The organism is Pseudomonas sp. B2021 (genome assembly GCF_018135665.1).
GTDB classification, from domain to species: domain Bacteria; phylum Pseudomonadota; class Gammaproteobacteria; order Pseudomonadales; family Pseudomonadaceae; genus Aquipseudomonas; species Aquipseudomonas lactis.
In genome coordinates this window covers 1,645,941-1,662,402 of the sequence record NZ_SMOF01000001.1, presented here as the reverse complement: position 1 = coordinate 1,662,402, position 16,462 = coordinate 1,645,941, and the positions used below count along the sequence as shown (strand labels likewise).

At 61.6% G+C, this 16,462-nt stretch carries 15 protein-coding genes; 7 read left to right on the top strand and 8 right to left on the bottom strand.

What is annotated here, in order from left to right:
* On the bottom strand, positions 1–593 hold a 593-nt coding region (locus E1K68_RS07435), incomplete at its 3' end, for a pyridoxal-phosphate dependent enzyme (RefSeq protein WP_212614876.1).
* Between the two features lie 216 nt (positions 594–809).
* Between E1K68_RS07435 and nhaA the strand changes: the two genes are divergently transcribed.
* Positions 810–1,994, top strand: a complete 1,185-nt coding sequence (gene nhaA / locus E1K68_RS07430; protein ID WP_003189252.1) for a Na+/H+ antiporter NhaA — start codon at positions 810–812, stop codon at positions 1,992–1,994.
* A 163-nt stretch (positions 1,995–2,157) separates the two neighbouring features.
* On the opposite strand, the gene E1K68_RS07425 is transcribed toward nhaA, so the two are convergent.
* From E1K68_RS07425 to dinG, 6 genes are all read right to left on the bottom strand, one after another.
* Positions 2,158–2,622 (bottom strand): glycine zipper 2TM domain-containing protein, encoded by a 465-nt coding sequence (locus E1K68_RS07425; RefSeq protein ID WP_003189251.1) that lies wholly within the window; start codon positions 2,620–2,622, stop codon positions 2,158–2,160.
* A gap of 265 nt (positions 2,623–2,887) precedes the next feature.
* Positions 2,888–3,535, bottom strand: coding sequence for a pyridoxamine 5'-phosphate oxidase (gene pdxH, locus E1K68_RS07420; RefSeq protein WP_094775250.1), 648 nt, complete (start codon positions 3,533–3,535; stop codon positions 2,888–2,890).
* Positions 3,536–3,562: 27 nt separating this feature from the next.
* Positions 3,563–4,708, bottom strand: a complete 1,146-nt coding sequence (locus E1K68_RS07415; protein ID WP_003189249.1) for an OmpA family protein — start codon at positions 4,706–4,708, stop codon at positions 3,563–3,565.
* A gap of 141 nt (positions 4,709–4,849) precedes the next feature.
* Entirely contained in the window at positions 4,850–5,995 is a 1,146-nt protein-coding gene (locus tag E1K68_RS07410) for an EstA family serine hydrolase (protein ID WP_003189247.1), read from the bottom strand.
* A gap of 82 nt (positions 5,996–6,077) precedes the next feature.
* Positions 6,078–8,375, bottom strand: coding sequence for a beta-galactosidase (locus tag E1K68_RS07405; protein ID WP_212613915.1), 2,298 nt, complete (start codon positions 8,373–8,375; stop codon positions 6,078–6,080).
* A gap of 88 nt (positions 8,376–8,463) precedes the next feature.
* Positions 8,464–10,608, bottom strand: a complete 2,145-nt coding sequence (gene dinG, locus E1K68_RS07400) for an ATP-dependent DNA helicase DinG (protein ID WP_003189244.1) — start codon at positions 10,606–10,608, stop codon at positions 8,464–8,466.
* A gap of 99 nt (positions 10,609–10,707) precedes the next feature.
* On the opposite strand from dinG, the gene E1K68_RS07395 reads away from it, so the two are divergent.
* Positions 10,708–11,172, top strand: coding sequence for a CopD family protein (locus E1K68_RS07395; RefSeq protein ID WP_003189242.1), 465 nt, complete (start codon positions 10,708–10,710; stop codon positions 11,170–11,172).
* 100 nt (positions 11,173–11,272) lie between these two features.
* Here the strand turns inward: E1K68_RS07395 and E1K68_RS07390 are convergent, their stop codons facing one another.
* The gene (locus E1K68_RS07390; protein ID WP_032900445.1) at positions 11,273–12,031 is read right to left on the bottom strand and encodes a collagen-like triple helix repeat-containing protein; all 759 of its coding nucleotides are present in this window, start codon (positions 12,029–12,031) and stop codon (positions 11,273–11,275) included.
* Between the two features lie 179 nt (positions 12,032–12,210).
* Between E1K68_RS07390 and E1K68_RS07385 the strand changes: the two genes are divergently transcribed.
* The 5 genes from E1K68_RS07385 to E1K68_RS07365 form a co-directional block, all read left to right on the top strand.
* Positions 12,211–12,708 carry a DUF6231 family protein gene (locus tag E1K68_RS07385; RefSeq protein WP_003189239.1) on the top strand — a complete coding sequence of 166 codons (498 nt, stop codon included), beginning with the start codon at positions 12,211–12,213 and terminating at the stop codon, positions 12,706–12,708.
* 4 nt (positions 12,709–12,712) lie between these two features.
* Positions 12,713–13,183 carry a YchJ family protein gene (locus E1K68_RS07380; protein WP_003189238.1) on the top strand — a complete coding sequence of 157 codons (471 nt, stop codon included), beginning with the start codon at positions 12,713–12,715 and terminating at the stop codon, positions 13,181–13,183.
* Between the two features lie 21 nt (positions 13,184–13,204).
* Positions 13,205–13,687 (top strand): LEA type 2 family protein, encoded by a 483-nt coding sequence (locus E1K68_RS07375; protein WP_003189237.1) that lies wholly within the window; start codon positions 13,205–13,207, stop codon positions 13,685–13,687.
* Positions 13,684–13,884 (top strand): SEC-C metal-binding domain-containing protein, encoded by a 201-nt coding sequence (locus E1K68_RS07370; protein WP_003189235.1) that lies wholly within the window; start codon positions 13,684–13,686, stop codon positions 13,882–13,884. Before E1K68_RS07375 ends, E1K68_RS07370 begins: the two co-directional genes overlap by 4 nt.
* Before the next feature lie 246 nt (positions 13,885–14,130).
* A partial coding sequence (locus tag E1K68_RS07365) for a penicillin acylase family protein (protein ID WP_244858783.1) occupies positions 14,131–16,462 on the top strand: 2,332 nt, incomplete at its 3' end.

The following is a 16,462-nucleotide window of genomic DNA, read 5'->3' as shown; positions in this document are numbered from 1 at the left end:
AGGGTCGCGGTGGTGCCGCCGGTGCCAGGGCTGGAAATCAGCCAACTCGGCTCCGGGTGCTGTTCAAAACGCATCTGCTGGAAGATCGACTCGGCAATATTGTTGTTCGCCCGCCAGTCGGTGGCACGTTCGGCGTAGGTGAACTGGTCCATGAAGTGACCACCGCTTTCCTGGGCCAGGCGTTCGGACTCGGCGTAGATCTGCGTCGGGTCCTGGACCAGATGGCTTTTGCCCCCGTAGAAGGCAATTTGGGCGATCTTCTCTTGAGATGTAGTTGCGGGCATGACGGCAATAAACGGCAAGCCAAGCAAGCGCGCGAAGTAGGCTTCCGAGATCGCCGTGGAGCCGCTGGACGCTTCGATAACGGGGGCGCCCGGCTTGAGCCAGCCGTTGCACAGCGCATACAGAAACAGCGAGCGCGCCAACCGGTGTTTCAAGCTGCCAGTGGGGTGGCTGGACTCATCCTTGAAGTACAACTCGATGCCTGGCAAACCCGGTAATGGCAGCGGGATCAGGTGGGTATCGGCGCTGCGCTGGAAGTCCGCTTCAATGATGCGAATGGCTTCGCGGGCCCAGGTATGGTGGTCGCTCATGGTGGCTTCTCTAAAGGTTTTCAGCGGTGATCTTAAGATGTTTCCTACACTCCACACAGATACAGTGACGACGCAATTGGACACACAATTGCTAGTCTTTGGCTCACCGATGTCCCGGGCCATCTCTTATAACAAATAAGAATATAACTTTTGTTTTAACAACTAACGGTACGGGTTAGGGTACCCACCTATTGAACCTGGATTGGAGAGCATCCCTTGCCTCTGCGTAGCACTTTCACCCGTTTCTTCCAGCTGGAAGCCGCCAGTGGCCTGTTGTTGATCGCCGCTGCCGCCTTGGCGCTGATTATCAACAACTCACCGTTGTCGCACCTGTACAACGCCTTTCTCGACACGCCAGTGGTTGCACAGGTTGGCGCGCTGAAAATCGCCAAGCCGGCGCTGCTTTGGATCAACGATGGCTTGATGGCCCTGTTCTTCCTGCTGATCGGCCTGGAGGTCAAGCGCGAGCTTTTGGATGGCCACCTGTCCAAGCCTTCCCAAGTGGTGCTGCCTGGCGCAGCGGCCATCGGCGGCATGGTGGTGCCGGCGCTGATCTACTGGGCGCTGAACAAGGACAACCCCGCCGCCCTGGCTGGCTGGGCGATCCCTATGGCCACCGACATTGCCTTTGCGCTGGGCGTTTTAGCCCTGCTGGGCAAGCGCGTACCGGTGTCGCTGAAGCTGTTCCTGATGACCCTGGCAATCATTGATGACCTTGGGGCCATCATCGTCATTGCCCTGTTCTATTCCGCAGACCTGTCCACCGCATCCCTGGCGGGCGCGGGGGCGTGCTTGATTGCGCTGATTGCGATGAACCGCCTGGGCGTGATCAAGCTGGGGCCGTATATGATCATCGGCCTGATCCTGTGGGTGTGCGTGCTCAAGAGCGGTGTACATGCGACGTTGGCGGGTGTAACCCTGGCGTTCTGCATTCCACTGCGCACCAAGAATGCCGAAACCTCGCCGCTGCTGAGCCTGGAACACGCCCTGCACCCATGGGTGGCCTACGCCATCCTGCCGCTGTTCGCGTTCGCCAACGCCGGGGTCTCTCTGACGGGCGTCAGCCTGGAAAGCTTCACCCACTCCGTGCCCATGGGCATCGCCGCCGGCCTGTTGATCGGCAAGACCGTCGGTGTGTTCGGCCTCACCTGGCTGGCGATCAAGACCGGCATCGCCTCACTGCCCAGCGGCGCCAATTGGGGCCAGGTAATGGGCGTGGCGATCCTGTGCGGGATCGGCTTCACCATGAGCCTGTTTGTCGGCTCCCTGGCGTTTGTGCCAGGCGCCAGTGAGTTTGCCGGTGAAGACCGCATGGGGATTCTGACCGGGTCGATCCTGGCAGCCTTTATCGGGTATGCGGTAACGGCGATGGCAAGCCGCAAGAAAGCGATCGTTGCATGATTGAAGTAGGAGCGAGCTTGCTCGCGAAAAACTTACAGGCGCCGCGTTCATTGAGCACGCGTTATCGTTATCGTTAACGTTTTTCGCGAGCAAGCTCGCTCCTACAAAAAACCCCCCAACCGGTCACCCGGTTGGGGGTTTTTCTTCGCCTGTAGTTTAAGGCTTAGCGAGTCACGCGGCTGGTACCGTCGACGGTCATGATGCGTACGCGGTCGCCAATGCGGAAGATTTCATTTTCCTGCACGGCTTGTACGTAGGCGCGCATGCTGCCGTCGTCTTCGCGCACGGTGATTTCCACGCCCTGGGTGCGGGTCAGGCCTTCTTCAGTGGCCGAGCCCAGCAGGCCGCCCGCAACTGCGCCGATCACAGCAGTGACGATGCTGCCACGGCCGCCACCGATGGCGCTACCGCCAACGCCGCCGATGACTGCGCCCGCAGCGCCGCCGATTGGGGTCTTGGTGCCTTCGATTTTCACCGGGCGCAGGGATTCGATGGTGCCCATGCGAACGGTCTGTACACGACGCGCCTCATCACGAGAGTACGAGTCGCCGGTCAGACTCGAGGCGCAGCCACCCAACAGCAACGACAGGGTGGTAAAGCAGGCAACTAGTAAAACGGACTTACGCATAGCATCAACTCCAAAGGACAGGTATTCATTAAACGCTGTGGCTTGGCGCGTGTCACGGCGCGCCAGGCAGAAACTTGCTTTCATTCAGCCTGAGTACAGACTGCCAGCACCAGAGAACTCGACGAACGGTAACCAAGCCAGGGTACAGAACGATGCCATAACCGGCTCGATCAGTGTAGCCGCACAGCCGAAAGCGCTCGAAGTCTCTTGAACAAAGACTTCGACGCAACGGTGTTGATTCAGGTGGGATGACGAAAGGTGACGCTCAGGGCGCCAGACGCTCGCGCGACCATTGGCCGTCTTGCAAACGATAGTTGAGGCGATCATGCAGGCGGCTGGCGCGGCCTTGCCAGAACTCGATGCGCTCGGGCAGTAAACGGTACCCTCCCCAATGCTCGGGGCAATCGGGCTGGGTATCGCTGAAACGCTCTTCAGTGGCCTTGAGCAGCGCCTGCAGCTCTTCGCGATCACGGATGACCTTGCTCTGCGGAGAGGCCCAAGCGCCCAGGCGGCTGCCCAACGGGCGCACCTGGTAATAAGCATCCGACTCTTCAGGCGTGACCTTGACCACGCGCCCTTCAATGCGTACCTGGCGCTCCAGAGTTGGCCAGAAGAAGGTCATGGCCGCGAACGGCCGCGCCGCGAGTTGTTCACCCTTGGCGCTCTGATAGTTGGTGAAGAAGGTAAAGCCCTGTGCATCCAGACCCTTGAGCAGCAGGATGCGGCAGTGCGGGCGACCGTCATGGTCGACCGTCGCCAACGTCATGGCATTGGCCTCCACTGGCGGCTGTTCGGTTTTAACCGCATCGCCAAACCATTGGTGGAACAACGCAAACGGCTCGTCCGGGGCCTGGGCCTCGCTCAAACCGTCCCGTGTGTAGTCACGGCGCATATCGGCCAGTGCCTGGGTCATGCGGCTTTATCCTTGTGGTTCAACAGCTCAGTTTTTCGCCTGGTCGTTCGAAGCGGGTGCCGCCTTGGCTTTTGCAGTAGCCGGCTTCTTGGCAGCCGGCTTGGCCGCAGCCTTTTTAGCCGCTGGCTTGGCGGCCGCTTTCTTGGCCGTGGCCTTTTTGGCAGGCGCTTTTGCCGCCGGTGCTGGCGCAGGCACATTCTGCACCGCGACCATTTCAGCTACGGGCGGAGTTTTGCCCGAGTTGTACTTGCTCAGCAGTGCCAACATCGTTGTACGCTGAGTGAACATGATTTCCATGCGACGGTTCAGCGCACGCCCCTGATTGCTGTCGTTGGCGGCACGCGGCATAAGGTCGCCCATGCCACGCAGCATCAAGCGATCCTGTTTCAGACCACTCAGGCTGAAAATCGAGGCAATGGACTGCGCACGTTCCTTGCTCAACGCCTGGCTGGCGGGAGCGCTGCCAGTGGCATCAACGTGGCCCAGCACCAGTACGGCGGTTTTCGGGTCAGCTTCAACGGCCTTGGCCACCCGCGTGAACGGGCCCAGGGTCACCGGCAGCAACATGGCCGGGCGCTTGGGGTTGTAGGAACCGTCTACCGGGGCAATCACCACCAGGGTGTTGTCACGGCGCTCAAGTTGCAGGTTGCTGTCCTTGATAGCCGCACGCAAGCGTGGTTCGTATTCGTCCAGCCAGGCTTGGGTGATCTTCGGGTCAGGCATTTGTACGTTGGTCACGTCGACCTTGGCCAACGGCTTTGGCTTGCTTTCGAACGGCCACCACCAACGCGGCTCGCTGTCGGTCTTGGCGACGACTGGCGCCGCGTCCGAGGCCGGGGTTGCGGCCTTCAGGTCGGCCTTCAAGTCAGCCTTGGCGTCGGCAGCTTTTTCTTCGGCACTCTTGGTGGAAAACGGCCACCAGCTGTAACCGGTGTCAGCCTTGGCAGGCGCTGCTGCAGCGGCGACAGGTTCAACAGGCTTGGCACCCGCGGCCGGCTTGGCGTCGGGCTTGGTATCCGGCTTGGCGTCGGTCTGGGCCACTGGATCCTTGGTTGCAGCTTTGTCAGATCCAAATGACCACCAATGCCCACCTTCGGCATCATTTTGTGGAGTTTGTGCACAACCCGTAATAGTGAGGCACAGCGCCAGTGCCAAAGACTTGTTCGATAACATGAGATATCCACAAAATGAGAAAAACAGGGGGTCGCGGGACCCGTTAAACAGACGCTAAAAGAACATTCAAGTTACAACATGTCGTTCAGCATCTTTTTTATACTTGCCTTTGTAACAAAAAATTGTGAAACAGCAAGGGGTTTATAGACAACCGGCCAATATTCCGACCAACTTCTGGGCACGCGGGTCCATAAGTACGTAAGGCCCCAGGGTATTAGTCACAAAACCGAAGGCTACATCATGTTCAGGGTCGGCAAAGCCGACTGAGCCCCCTGCCCCTGGATGCCCGAATGCACGGGGCCCAAGGCCGAACGTGGCATTGGGCAACTGCGGTTGATCCAACATGCAGCCCAGGCCGAAGCGGGTTTGGGTCAATAAGGTTTTATCCAGCCCGATACTGTGCTCGCGGGTCAATTGTTCGAGCATGTCGCTTTCCAGCAAACTACCGTCCAACAAACCACTATAAAACCCGGCCAGGCTGCGCGCATTACCGTGGCCATTCGCCGCAGGCTGCTGCATGCGTCGCCATTCGGGCTTATTAGTGCTGGTCAAAATAGACGGTGGGTTGGCAAATGCACGGGTAGTCATCGCCGCAGGCTCGCGCATCATTACTTGAAGTAACCGTTGCGCGGCTTCATCACCCATAGTGCCCTTGCTGCGCGCGATATGGGCGACGCGATAAAACTCTTCATCCGCCAAGCCCACATGGAAGTCCAGCCCCAATGGGCGTGCCACCCGCGCCACGATCGACTCCCCCGGCCCGCGCCCATCGGCGCGGCGCAACAGTTCGCCAACCAGCCAGCCGTAGGTGATCGCCTCATAGCCATGGCCCTGGCCCGGGGTCCACCACGGGGCCTCGGCCGCCAGGGTATCGACCATCAATTGCCAGTCATACAGGGCTTCGGTGGGCAGCATTTCGCGGATGGCGGGCAGCCCGGCCTGGTGGCAGAGCAACTGGCGCAGCGTGATCGTTTCCTTGCCAGCAGCGGCAAACTCCGGCCAGTAATCGGCCACCGGCGCATCGAGCTTGAGCTTGCCTTCGGCCACCAGTTGCAGGGCCGTCACTGCCGTGAAGGTCTTGGTGCAGGAGAACAGGTTGACGATGGTATCGCTGTGCCAGGCCTCGGCACCGTCCTTGTCGGCAGTACCGGCCCACAGGTCGACGACGGTTTGCCCGCCGATCTGGATGCACAGCCCGGCACCACGCTCCTGAGGATCATCGAACAGGGCGGCGAAGGCTTCGCGCACCGCTTCGAACTGCAGCTCGTAATGACCCTGAATCTGCACCTAAGTCCCCTCGGAAAACACCATGAAAAGTAGCCGCCATTCTTTCAGCCATTGTAGGTTTTGTGAACCCGTCAACGGTGAATCAATGCCCATTCCCAGCGTGCCCACCAGCATGCCCAGCGCCCTGCCCCGCGCCTTTGCCGTCGCGCCCCGGCTTGCCGGCTTCACTTTCACGCATCGCTTGCGTGGCCTTGGCTTTTTGCGCCTCACGGCCCAACTGGTCGAGCGCGGCCAGGTTGCTCTTGCGCACCGTCTCGACAAAGCCCTGGAACGGTACATCGGTGATGCCGACCAGGCCGAAATGGCCGTTTTCACCATCCAGCAGACGCCCGGTGACCGGCTGGTCCAGGTACTGGAACCAGTGCACCCCGACAATCGACGGCTCGGCCACGGCCTGCTTGAGGAAGGTGGTGTAAGCCGCGCCACGGTCTTCTTCGCGGGCCAGTTGCGTCACGCCGCCCCAGAACGGGCCGCGGTCGGCAGAGCCAAAGTTGAATTCGGTGATCAGTACCGGTTTGTCCAGCGCACGCAGCGCGGCGAAGTCGTAACCGTCCTGGGGTTTCAAGGTGTACATGTTGAAGCTCAGCACATCGCAATACTGCGCGCACGAAGCGACCGCTTCCGGCGTACTCACCGCAAAGCGACCGCCCAGCAACAGCTGGTTGGGCGCATGCCACTTCAGCGAGTCGGAGATGGTTTTGAAGTAAGCATCGGCGAAGGTCTTCTGGAAATACTTGAAGTCGGCTTCGATTTCCGGGTGCTCAGGGCTAGGCATCGGCGGCTCAAAACCTGGGTCTTCCATCAGTTCCCAACCGGCCAGTTGAATGCCCCAGGCTTTGGAAAGGCCTTCTTCATTGCGGTATTTGTCGCGCAGTTGCTTGAGGAAAGCGCGCTTGGCCGGGACGTCGGTGGTCATGCGCAGGGTGCCGTACGCCAGGGCGTAGCGGGATTTTGCGTCGTCGCCAGGACCGGCCCAGGCCAGTTCGTTGTCGGCAAAGAAACCGATCAACCACGGGTCGTCACGGTGATCGCGTGCCGCGATGGCCACGGCGCGTTCGGTGGCCATGGCAAAGCGCGGGTCAAACGGATCAGGCATACCGCCCCACCAGTCGGTGCCGGTGCTGATACTGGCATAGTCACCGACAATCGACAGCGGCAAGGTGTACGGCACGCGGTCGGCAGTGGCCAGGTCCGGATCGCTCCAGTTGCCGACGGTGTTGAAGCCCCAGGCTTGCAGGCGATCGAGGGAATGGGTCACCCAGCGTGGCTGGTCCAACGCGTCACCGCCGTAAGTGCGTTGCAGGTTGGCGCCGTAGAAATCGTACCAACGCCCCGAGCCAAAACCGCGGCCTTCACCGGCGCCGTTGCCGGTGCGGCTGTCGTCGCTGCCGTAGTACTTGTCAAAGGGTTCGCCAGCCTTGGGCAGCGCCGCAAACATCCACTCGCGCCCCGCCACGTAGGTCTGGCTGTTGTCCGGCGCCACGGTGTTCACCCCCAGGGAGTAGAACGGATGCCCGTCCGGCGTCACCAGGTACCAGCGGCCGTCGCGCTTCTGGGTGCGGAAAAAACCGCTGGCGTCGAAGCCCGGGCCCTTTTTCCAGCCGCCGTATTGATCCAGCGAGGACTTGTCCCGCTCGGCCAGCCAGGCCTTGAGCTGCTGTTGTTCCTTGGCGGCCGATGCCTTGAGCTGCTCGTCGCTGCTGACCTTTTCCGGCCAGCGTGCACGGGTGGACTGACCATAGCCGTCCACCAGTTCAGTGTAGGCGGCCTTCAATACCGGCGCGCTGTCCTGCACGCCGAAGCGCTCCAGCAGGATGCTCTGGGCGGCATTGGGCTTGAGCATCGACAAGGTCACCGATACCACCTGGCTACGGTCGATTTCCCCGGCACTGGCGGCCAGCAACACCCGCTGGCCATCCACGGTCATTGGCATCGGCGGGCCGGCCTTCATGCCCTGGCTCAGGGGGGAATTGGCTTGCAGCGGGACGAGCAGCGTCTGGGCCGGGCCGGCCGGCAGGTCGATGCGGCTGACGAGCGTCTTGCCATCGGCGCTCTGCACCTTGACGTAAAGGGTCAGCGCCCAGTTCATCGCGCTCTGGATACGCAGGCTCATGGCACTCGATTGCGACCAATCCCACGTCCCCGTCTGCGGGCTGAGCACCAGGCTCGGCTCGGCCGCTGGGTTGAAGGTGATGCGGCGCAGCACCTCGCCTTCGGGGGTTTGTTCGGCGTTGTATTGCGGCAGGCTGGCGTCCTGGGTCGCCACCTTGACCACATCGGCAGGCCTGACGAAGTTGAACAGCGTTTGTTGCCCCTCGGGCGCCGCCATCAACGGCGCAGCGAACAGCAGGGCAAAAAGAGCGGGCAGCGTGCGGATCATACGAACAAAGTTCTCCCAAACGGCCGATGACTGGCCTGACGATAGTGATGAGATAGACCACGCAGTGGGCGAATCCGCCCACAGTGGCTTAAGAAATTTCGCGTCTGAACGGCGGCAAGGCATTGAGGATCGCCTTGCCATAGCGCTGGGTAACCAGGCGCCGATCGAGCAAAGTGATGGTGCCGCGGTCTTCTTCGGTACGCAGCAGCCGCCCGCAGGCCTGTACCAGCTTCAGTGAAGCATCTGGCACCGAAATTTCCATAAACGGGTTACCACCTCGGGCTTCGATCCACTCGGCCAGTGCGGCCTCGACCGGGTCATCCGGCACCGAGAACGGGATCTTGGCGATCACCACGTGTTCGCAGTAAGCGCCGGGCAAGTCCACGCCTTCGGCAAAACTGGCCAGGCCGAACAACACGCTGGAATCCCCACCGTCGACCCGCGCCTTGTGCTTGTTCAGGGTTTCCTGCTTGGACAGGTTGCCCTGGATAAACACCTGCTTGCGCCAGTCGCGGTCGAGGCCGTCGAACACGTCCTGCATCTGCTTGCGCGACGAGAACAGCACCAGGGTGCCGCGGGAGCCTTCTACCAGCGACGGCAGATCGCGAATGATCGCCGCCGTGTGCGCGGCCGCGTCCCGTGGGTCGGCCTTGAGGTCTGGTACCCGCAGCACGCCGGCGTCAGCGTGATGAAACGGGCTGGGTACTACGGCGGTAACGGCCTTTTTCGGCAGGCCGGCGCGCATGCGGAATCGGTCAAAAGTGCCCAGGGCTGTCAGCGTGGCCGAGGTCACCAGGCAGCCGTAGGCGACGTTCCACAGGTTGCGGCGCAGCATTTCGGCGGCGAGGATCGGACTGGCGTTGACCTCGATATCGAACAGCGCACCGCTTTCCGACAGCGTCAGCCAACGGGCCATGGGCGGGTTGTCTTCCGGGTCTTCGACGGTAAAGGCGGTCCACAGCTCCCAATTGCCTTGGGAACGAGACAGCAGGCTGCCGAACAAGGGGTACCACTCTTCGGCCTGGTTACTGGCGATGCCGATATTGACCTCGCCATCCATGCCTTCCTTGAGCAAGTCCGTCAGGCGCGTGAACAGGTCGGTGAGGCGTGAAAAGCCTTTCTTCAGCTCGATGCCCATTTCGCGCATGTGCTCGGGGATCATCCCGCCGACAAAACGATGGCGCGGGCGCTCGCGGCCCTCGACGTCTTCACCGGGCTTGAAGTCCGCCACCTGCTCGCAGGCGCTGAACATGAACTGCTGCTGGGTCTTGATCTCGCGCGCCAGCTCCGGCACTTGCTCGATCAGCTTGCCCAGGTCGCCGGGTAACGGGTGCTGGGCCAGCAACTTGGTGAGATTCTTGGCGGTGGTTTCCAGCCAGTCGGCCGTGGAACGCAGGCGCGTGTAATGGGCGAAATGGCCAATGGCCTTGTCTGGCAGGTGGTGACCCTCGTCGAAGACGTAGAGGGTGTCGCGGGGGTCGGGCAGTACCGCACCGCCGCCCAGGGCCAGGTCAGCCAATACCATGTCGTGGTTGGTGACGATGACGTCCACTTTGCCCATGCCTTCGCGCGCCTTGTAGAAGGCGCACTGGCCGAAGTTGGGGCAGTGGCGGTTGGTGCATTGGCTGTGGTCGGTGGTCAGGCGCGCCCAGTCGGAGTCTTCCAGGGCAGTGGGCCAGCTGTCGCGGTCGCCGTCCCATTTGTTGCCGGCCAGCTTCTCGATCATGCTGGTAAACAGCTTCTGGCTGACCTCATCCACCTCGATCTTGAAGCCTTCTTCTTCGAACAAGGAGGCGGTGGCGGTTTGGGCGTGGCCTTCCTGCAGCAATACGTCGAGCTTGGACAGGCACATGTAGCGGCCACGGCCCTTGGCCAGGGCGAAGGTAAAGCTCAAGCCGCTGTTGCGCATCAGGTCGGGCAAGTCTTTGTAGACAATCTGCTCTTGCAGCGCGACGGTGGCGGTGGCGATCACCAGGCGCTTGCCAGCGGCCTTGGCCGTGGGGATCGCGGCCAGGCTGTAGGCCACGGTCTTGCCGGTACCGGTACCGGCCTCGACGGCTACTACCGCAGGCTCACCCTCGCGGCGGCCTTCGTCGTCGGTGTCGATATCCCCGAGGACTTTTGCCACTTCGGCGATCATCAGGCGTTGGCCGTAGCGCGGTTTCAAGCTCTTGGCTTCGAGAAAACGCGAGTAGGCGCCCTGGATCGTGGTTTTGAGTTCAGTGCTGATCATGGATAGTCGGGCGCAAAAAACGCTGGATAAATTTTCAGTGGTTCGGTTCGGCCGCTATCATACCCCGCTAATTAATCCCGCGCAGAACGGAGTACCACAATGACCGCGTTTAGCCTCGCTTATACCCTGCATGTACTGGCCGCCTTGATCTGGGTCGGCGGTATGTTTTTCGCCTGGATGATCCTGCGCCCCGCCGCCATGGCGGCACTTGAGGGCCCTGCCCGGCTCAAGCTATGGGCGAATGTGTTTCAACGTTTTTTTGTGTGGGTATGGGTGGCGGTGGTGCTTTTGCCGATCAGCGGCATGGGTTTGCTGCACCTGCGCTTCAGTGGTTTTGAAACGGCGCCGCGTTATGTGCAGGTGATGATGGGCTTGTACCTGGTGATGACGGCGCTGTTTATCCGCATCCAGGCGTTGAAGTTCCCGGAGCTGAAGGCAGCGGTGGCAGCTGAAGATTGGCCGGCGGGCGCGGCTGCGCTGGGGCAGATTCGCAAGTTGGTGGGGATTAACTTGATTGTCGGATTGGTGGTGGTGGCAGTGGCTTCGGCTCGGCCGATGTTCTGAGGCGAGCCTTACGCTATCGCGGGCAAGCCCGGCTCCCACACTGGAATGCATTCCAAATGTGGGAGCCGGGCTTGCTCGCGATAGCGTCAGGCCAGGCGACTCAGAGCCGCTGGATAGTCACAGACCCCGCAGGCCCAGCCGGCCCCGGTTGCCCTTCCAACCCTGGACGGCCCTTTTCGCCGCCGTCCGCGCGGTACACCAGGCAGCCCTTGGACTGCCCGCCCTTGCCGGGTTTGCCCGCAACCCCAGCCAGGCCACCGGGCCCGCCATCGACCCAGACCTTGATCTGTTCAGCCGGGAACGCCTGCGGCAACTCCAGGCGTACCTGGGCGCCCGCCGCCCCTGGCCGGCCATCGCCGCCGTTATCGCCATTGAAACCGCGCCCGGCTGAGCCCCAGGTGCAACCCGGGTCAACGCCGTTGGCACCGTCCAGGCCCGCATATCCTTGGGCGCCGGCGCCACCACGGGCATCTACCGAAAGCGCTTCGGCAGTCAGCGAGTTAATGCGCAAGGTCAGGTCACGCCCAGCCTTGGCGGGTTTTTCGTGGGTGCCGGGAGCGCCCCGAGAGGTGATCTGGCTACCGTGCTCCAACTGCGCATCGCGCACTTGCATTTGCAGTGCGGTATTGCCGGGAACAATGGTGATGCGTGCGTCGCGCCCCAAGTGCAGCTCATCCACCGTAACCTGGCTGATGGTGGCCGGAATCAGCAAGGTGCCGTAATCCGCCACGTCCAGACGCTCGAGCTGCAACACGCTGGTACTGCTGGGCAAGCGCATCAATGAATTGGTTTCGACACTGACGCTCTGGGCCAGGGCAACGGGGCTGACCAACAGGGCCAGCAGAAAAACCTTACGCATCATGGGGCTCCTGAGTGTTTTCAAATTTTTCTTTGAGCGCACAGTAACGACTTCTACAGGCGATTTGCCAGTGAAGGATCAAAAAACTTCAGTTCTCCCCCGGCGGCTATCGACCGCCGCGCTCTAGGCCCACGCGCCCAGCCGCGCTAGTCTCTACGGTCTTGATGCGAGGATCTGCAATGACCGCTGGAATTTCTGCCCGTACGCCCCAACAAGCCTTGGCGGCCCTGCTGGACCTTCACAGGCCAAAACGCCTGTTATTAGTGGGCGCCAGCCATTTTCCGGCGCTGGATGCCTTCAAAGCTGCGCACCCGGACACCGAAGTGTTCTATGCCGCGCCAGGGCCGTTGTCGGAAGACCTCGCGGTGCAGCGCTTTGACCTCGCGCTGGTGGTCGACTGCCTGGAGCACCTGACCAAACCCCAAGGCCTGACCTTGCTCGGTGGCATTCGTAACCTCAACGCCAGTCGCATTGCGGTGCTGGCCGACCTGGGCGCCTGCGACTGGAAGGACACCGACTTTTTCTCCCTGGCCCTGCAAGCCGGCGAACGCTTCCAACGCGATGATCAGGTACTGACGCTGTTTACCTATGATCTGCTTGACTATAAACAGGTGCCGGACTGGCTCAACGCCCGCTTCTGGGCCAACCCGGAAAACTTCGGAAAGTATTGGTGGTAACCCGATGAGTACATCCATTTGCCCGTGCGGCAGCGGCAATCTGCTGGATGCCTGCTGCGGCCATTATCACGCCGGTCACCCGGCCCCCTGCGCCAGCGCGTTGATGCGCTCGCGCTACAGCGCCTATGTACTGGGCCTGGTCGATTACCTGGTCGCCACTACGCTGCCTGCGCAACAGGCCGGCCTGGACCGCGACGCCATTGCCGCCTGGAGTGCCCAAAGCACCTGGCTGGGCCTTGAGGTGGAAAGCTCCGAGGTGTTCGGCGGCCAGCCGGAACACGCCTTTGTCACCTTTACGGCGCGCTGGCATGACGCTACCGGTGAACATAGTCACCGCGAGCAGTCTTCTTTCGTACAGAATGAAGGGCGCTGGTACTTCATCGACCCTACGGTAGAAGTGAAGGCCGGACGTAACGATGCCTGTTTGTGTGGCAGTGGGCAGAAATTCAAGAAGTGCTGTTCCAGCTACTTCTAATCACTGGACGGGGATAACGCCATGCTTCGGATGTATAGCTTGATGCTGGCGTTGACCCTGGGCCTGACCGGCTGCGCGTCCTGGTTCGAAGACGACGCGCCGCCGCCCCACGTTGCCCTGGTCAAGGTCGAAGTGGTACGGGCCAAGCTGCTGGAGCAGAAATTCAAGCTGTACTTTCGCGTGGACAATCGCGACGACGCCGACCTGACCGTGCGCGGCCTGGTCTACAAGGTCAGCCTGGGCAACCTGGTGTTGACCGAAGGCGAGTCCAACGAGTGGCTGACCGTACCGCCACGCGGGCATAAATTCTTCAAGGTCTCGGTGCGCACCAACCTCTGGCCACAGGTGCGTGAGGTGGTGCAGATGCTGAAAAATCCCGACCGGCCCGTGCCTTATCGTCTGGAAGGCGAACTGAAAACCGGATTATTCATCGGTAATGACGTGCAGGTGGCACACAATGGCGAGATAATCCCCGGCGATTTTATTCCGGAGCAACATCGATGACACAGCAACCCCATGTCCATGGTCCTGACTGCAACCACGATCATGACCACCATGATCACGACCACGGCCATGTCCACGGCCCGAACTGCGGCCACGCTCACCAAGAGCCGGTGCGCAATGCGTTGAAGGACGTCGGTCGCAACGACCCCTGCCCGTGCGGCAGCGAGAAGAAATTCAAGAAGTGCCACGGCGCTTAAACCGCACGTGTAGGAGCGAGCTTGCTCGCGAAAAACGTCAACGATTACGCGTGTTTCCTGAATAAACACAGCGCCCATGGGTTTCTCGCGAGCAAGCTCGCTCCTACAAAGCCTTAAACCAGCCCCCACCTCAATGGGCGGCTGTTTCAAGTTCTCACGCAATTGCCAAAACTCCCGCTTGCGTCGTTTCGCCGCGCTCACTAACGTAGCGCCTTTACTGACGCTACCCCCCGCAGGAGCTTTGCCATGGCCTCGCCAGCCCTCTTACATTTTCTTCCCCGGTTCGGCGTTGCCGCGGCAGTGGTCAGTGCCTTGGGCCTGGCCGGTTGCCAGCTCCAGAACACCCAGGACACCCTGCCGCCCGTTGCTGGCGTGCAGCCGATCAAGGGCCTGGCACAGAATGTGTCGGTGCGCCGCAATGCCCAAGGCATGCCGCTGATCGAAAGCAACACTTTCCACGACGCTCTGTTCAGCCTCGGTTACGTGCACGCCAGCGACCGCATCACCCAGATGGTCACTCTGCGCCTGCTGGCTCAGGGCCGTCTGGCGGAAATGTCGGGCCCGCAAGTGCTGGATGTCGACCGCTTCATGCGGGCGGTCAACCTCAAGAAAAGCGCTGGCGAGTTGTACAATGCCTCATCGCCACGCCTCAAACGCTTCTTTGAAGTGTATGCCCGAGGCGTCAACGCCTACCTGTTCCGCTACCGCGACAAGCTGCCGGCGGACCTGGCCCAGAGCGGCTACAAGCCCGAGTACTGGAAGCCGGAAGATTCGGCGCTGCTGTTCTGCCTGCTCAATTTCAGCCAGTCGAGCAACCTGCAGGGGGAGCTCTCGTCCCTGGTGCTGGCGCAAAAGGTCGGCGTCGACAAACTCGCCTGGCTCACCCCAAGCGCACCGGACGAACCTGTCCCGCTGGCCGAAGCCGACAAGCTCAAAGGCGTCAACCTGAGCCAGATCACCGGCCTCGCCGGGCTGGAAACCGTAGGCCAGCAATTGCGCAGCCTCAACGCCCTGAGCGTCACCACCTCAAGCAACTGGGCCATTGGCCCGCAACGCAGCCGCAGCGCCAAGAGCCTGTTGGCCAACGACATCGCCGCGCAGCCACAAGCACCGTCGCCGTGGAACTACGTGCAGATTCGTGCGCCCAAATACCAGGCCGCCGGTGCTTCGATTGCCGGCCTGCCGACCCTGCTCTCCGGTTTCAACGGCAAAGTGGCGTGGAGCATGAGCGCGGTCAAGGGCGACACCCAGGACCTGTTCCTGGAGAAGGTCAAACGCCAGGGCAACGCGCTGTACTACGAGAACAACGGCAAATGGCTGCCGGCCGGCGTGCGCAACGAAACCTTCTTCATCAAGGGCCAGCGCTCGATTCGCGAAGTGGTGTACGAAACCCGCCACGGCGCTCTGCTCAACAGCAGCCAGGCGCTCACCAGCGGTCTTGGCCTGGCCTTGCAAACCGCCGACTTCAAGGACGACAAGAGCCTGGAGGCATTCTTCGACCTGTCCCGTGCACAAAACGCTGGCAAAGCCTCGGATGCCACCCGCGAGATTCGCGCCATAGCCTTGAACATGATCTTCGCCGACGCCAGCAACATCGGCTGGCAAGTCACCGGCCGCTTCCCCAACCGCCGAGAAGGCGAAGGCCTGTTGCCATCGCCGGGCTGGGACACGCGCTTTGACTGGGACGGCTACGCCGACGCGATGCTGCACCCGTACGACCAAGACCCGGCCCAGGGCTGGATCGGCACCGCCAACCAGCGTACCGCACCGCGTGGCTACGGCATGCAACTGTCCAACGCCTGGGATGCACCGGAGCGCAGCGAACGCCTGGCGCAACTGGCCAACGCTGGCAAGCATGACAGCCGCAGCCTGATCGCCATGCAATACGACCAGACCACCCTCTTCGCCGCCAAGCTCAAGAACATGTTCCAGGCGCCGGGTATGGCCCTGCCCCTCAAGCAGGCCATCGATGCATTGCCGGCAGCGGAACGCGCCAGGGCCCGCGAAGCGCTCGACCGCCTGATGGCCTTCGATGGTCGACTGGCGACCACCTCGGCTGACGCGGCGATCTATGAACTGTTCCTGCAAGAAAGCGCCCGGCAAATCTTCCTCGACAAACTCGGCCCGGAAAACAGCGCCAGCTGGAAAGCCTTCGTCAGCAACGTCAGCCTGTCCTACTCGGCCATCGCCGACCACCTGCTGGGCCGTGAAGACAGCCCATTCTGGGATGACACGCGTACCGCGCAAAAAGAAGACAAACCCGCGATCCTGGCTCGCACCCTGGCCGCCGCCATCACTACTGGCGACAGCCAATTGGGCGCCGATCACAAGGCCTGGCAGTGGGGCAAGCTGCACAGCACCACCTGGAAAAACACCAGCGGCCAGGTCATCCGCGGCCCCTTCGCCAGCGGTGGCGATCACAACACCCTGAACCCGGCACCGTACACCTGGGGCCAGGATTTCAACGCGACCCAAGTATCGGCGCTGCGCATGATCATCGACTTCGGCCAGGCGGAACCAATGATGGGCCAGAGCGGCATCGGCCAATCCGGCAACCCGGCCAGCCCGAACTATGCCA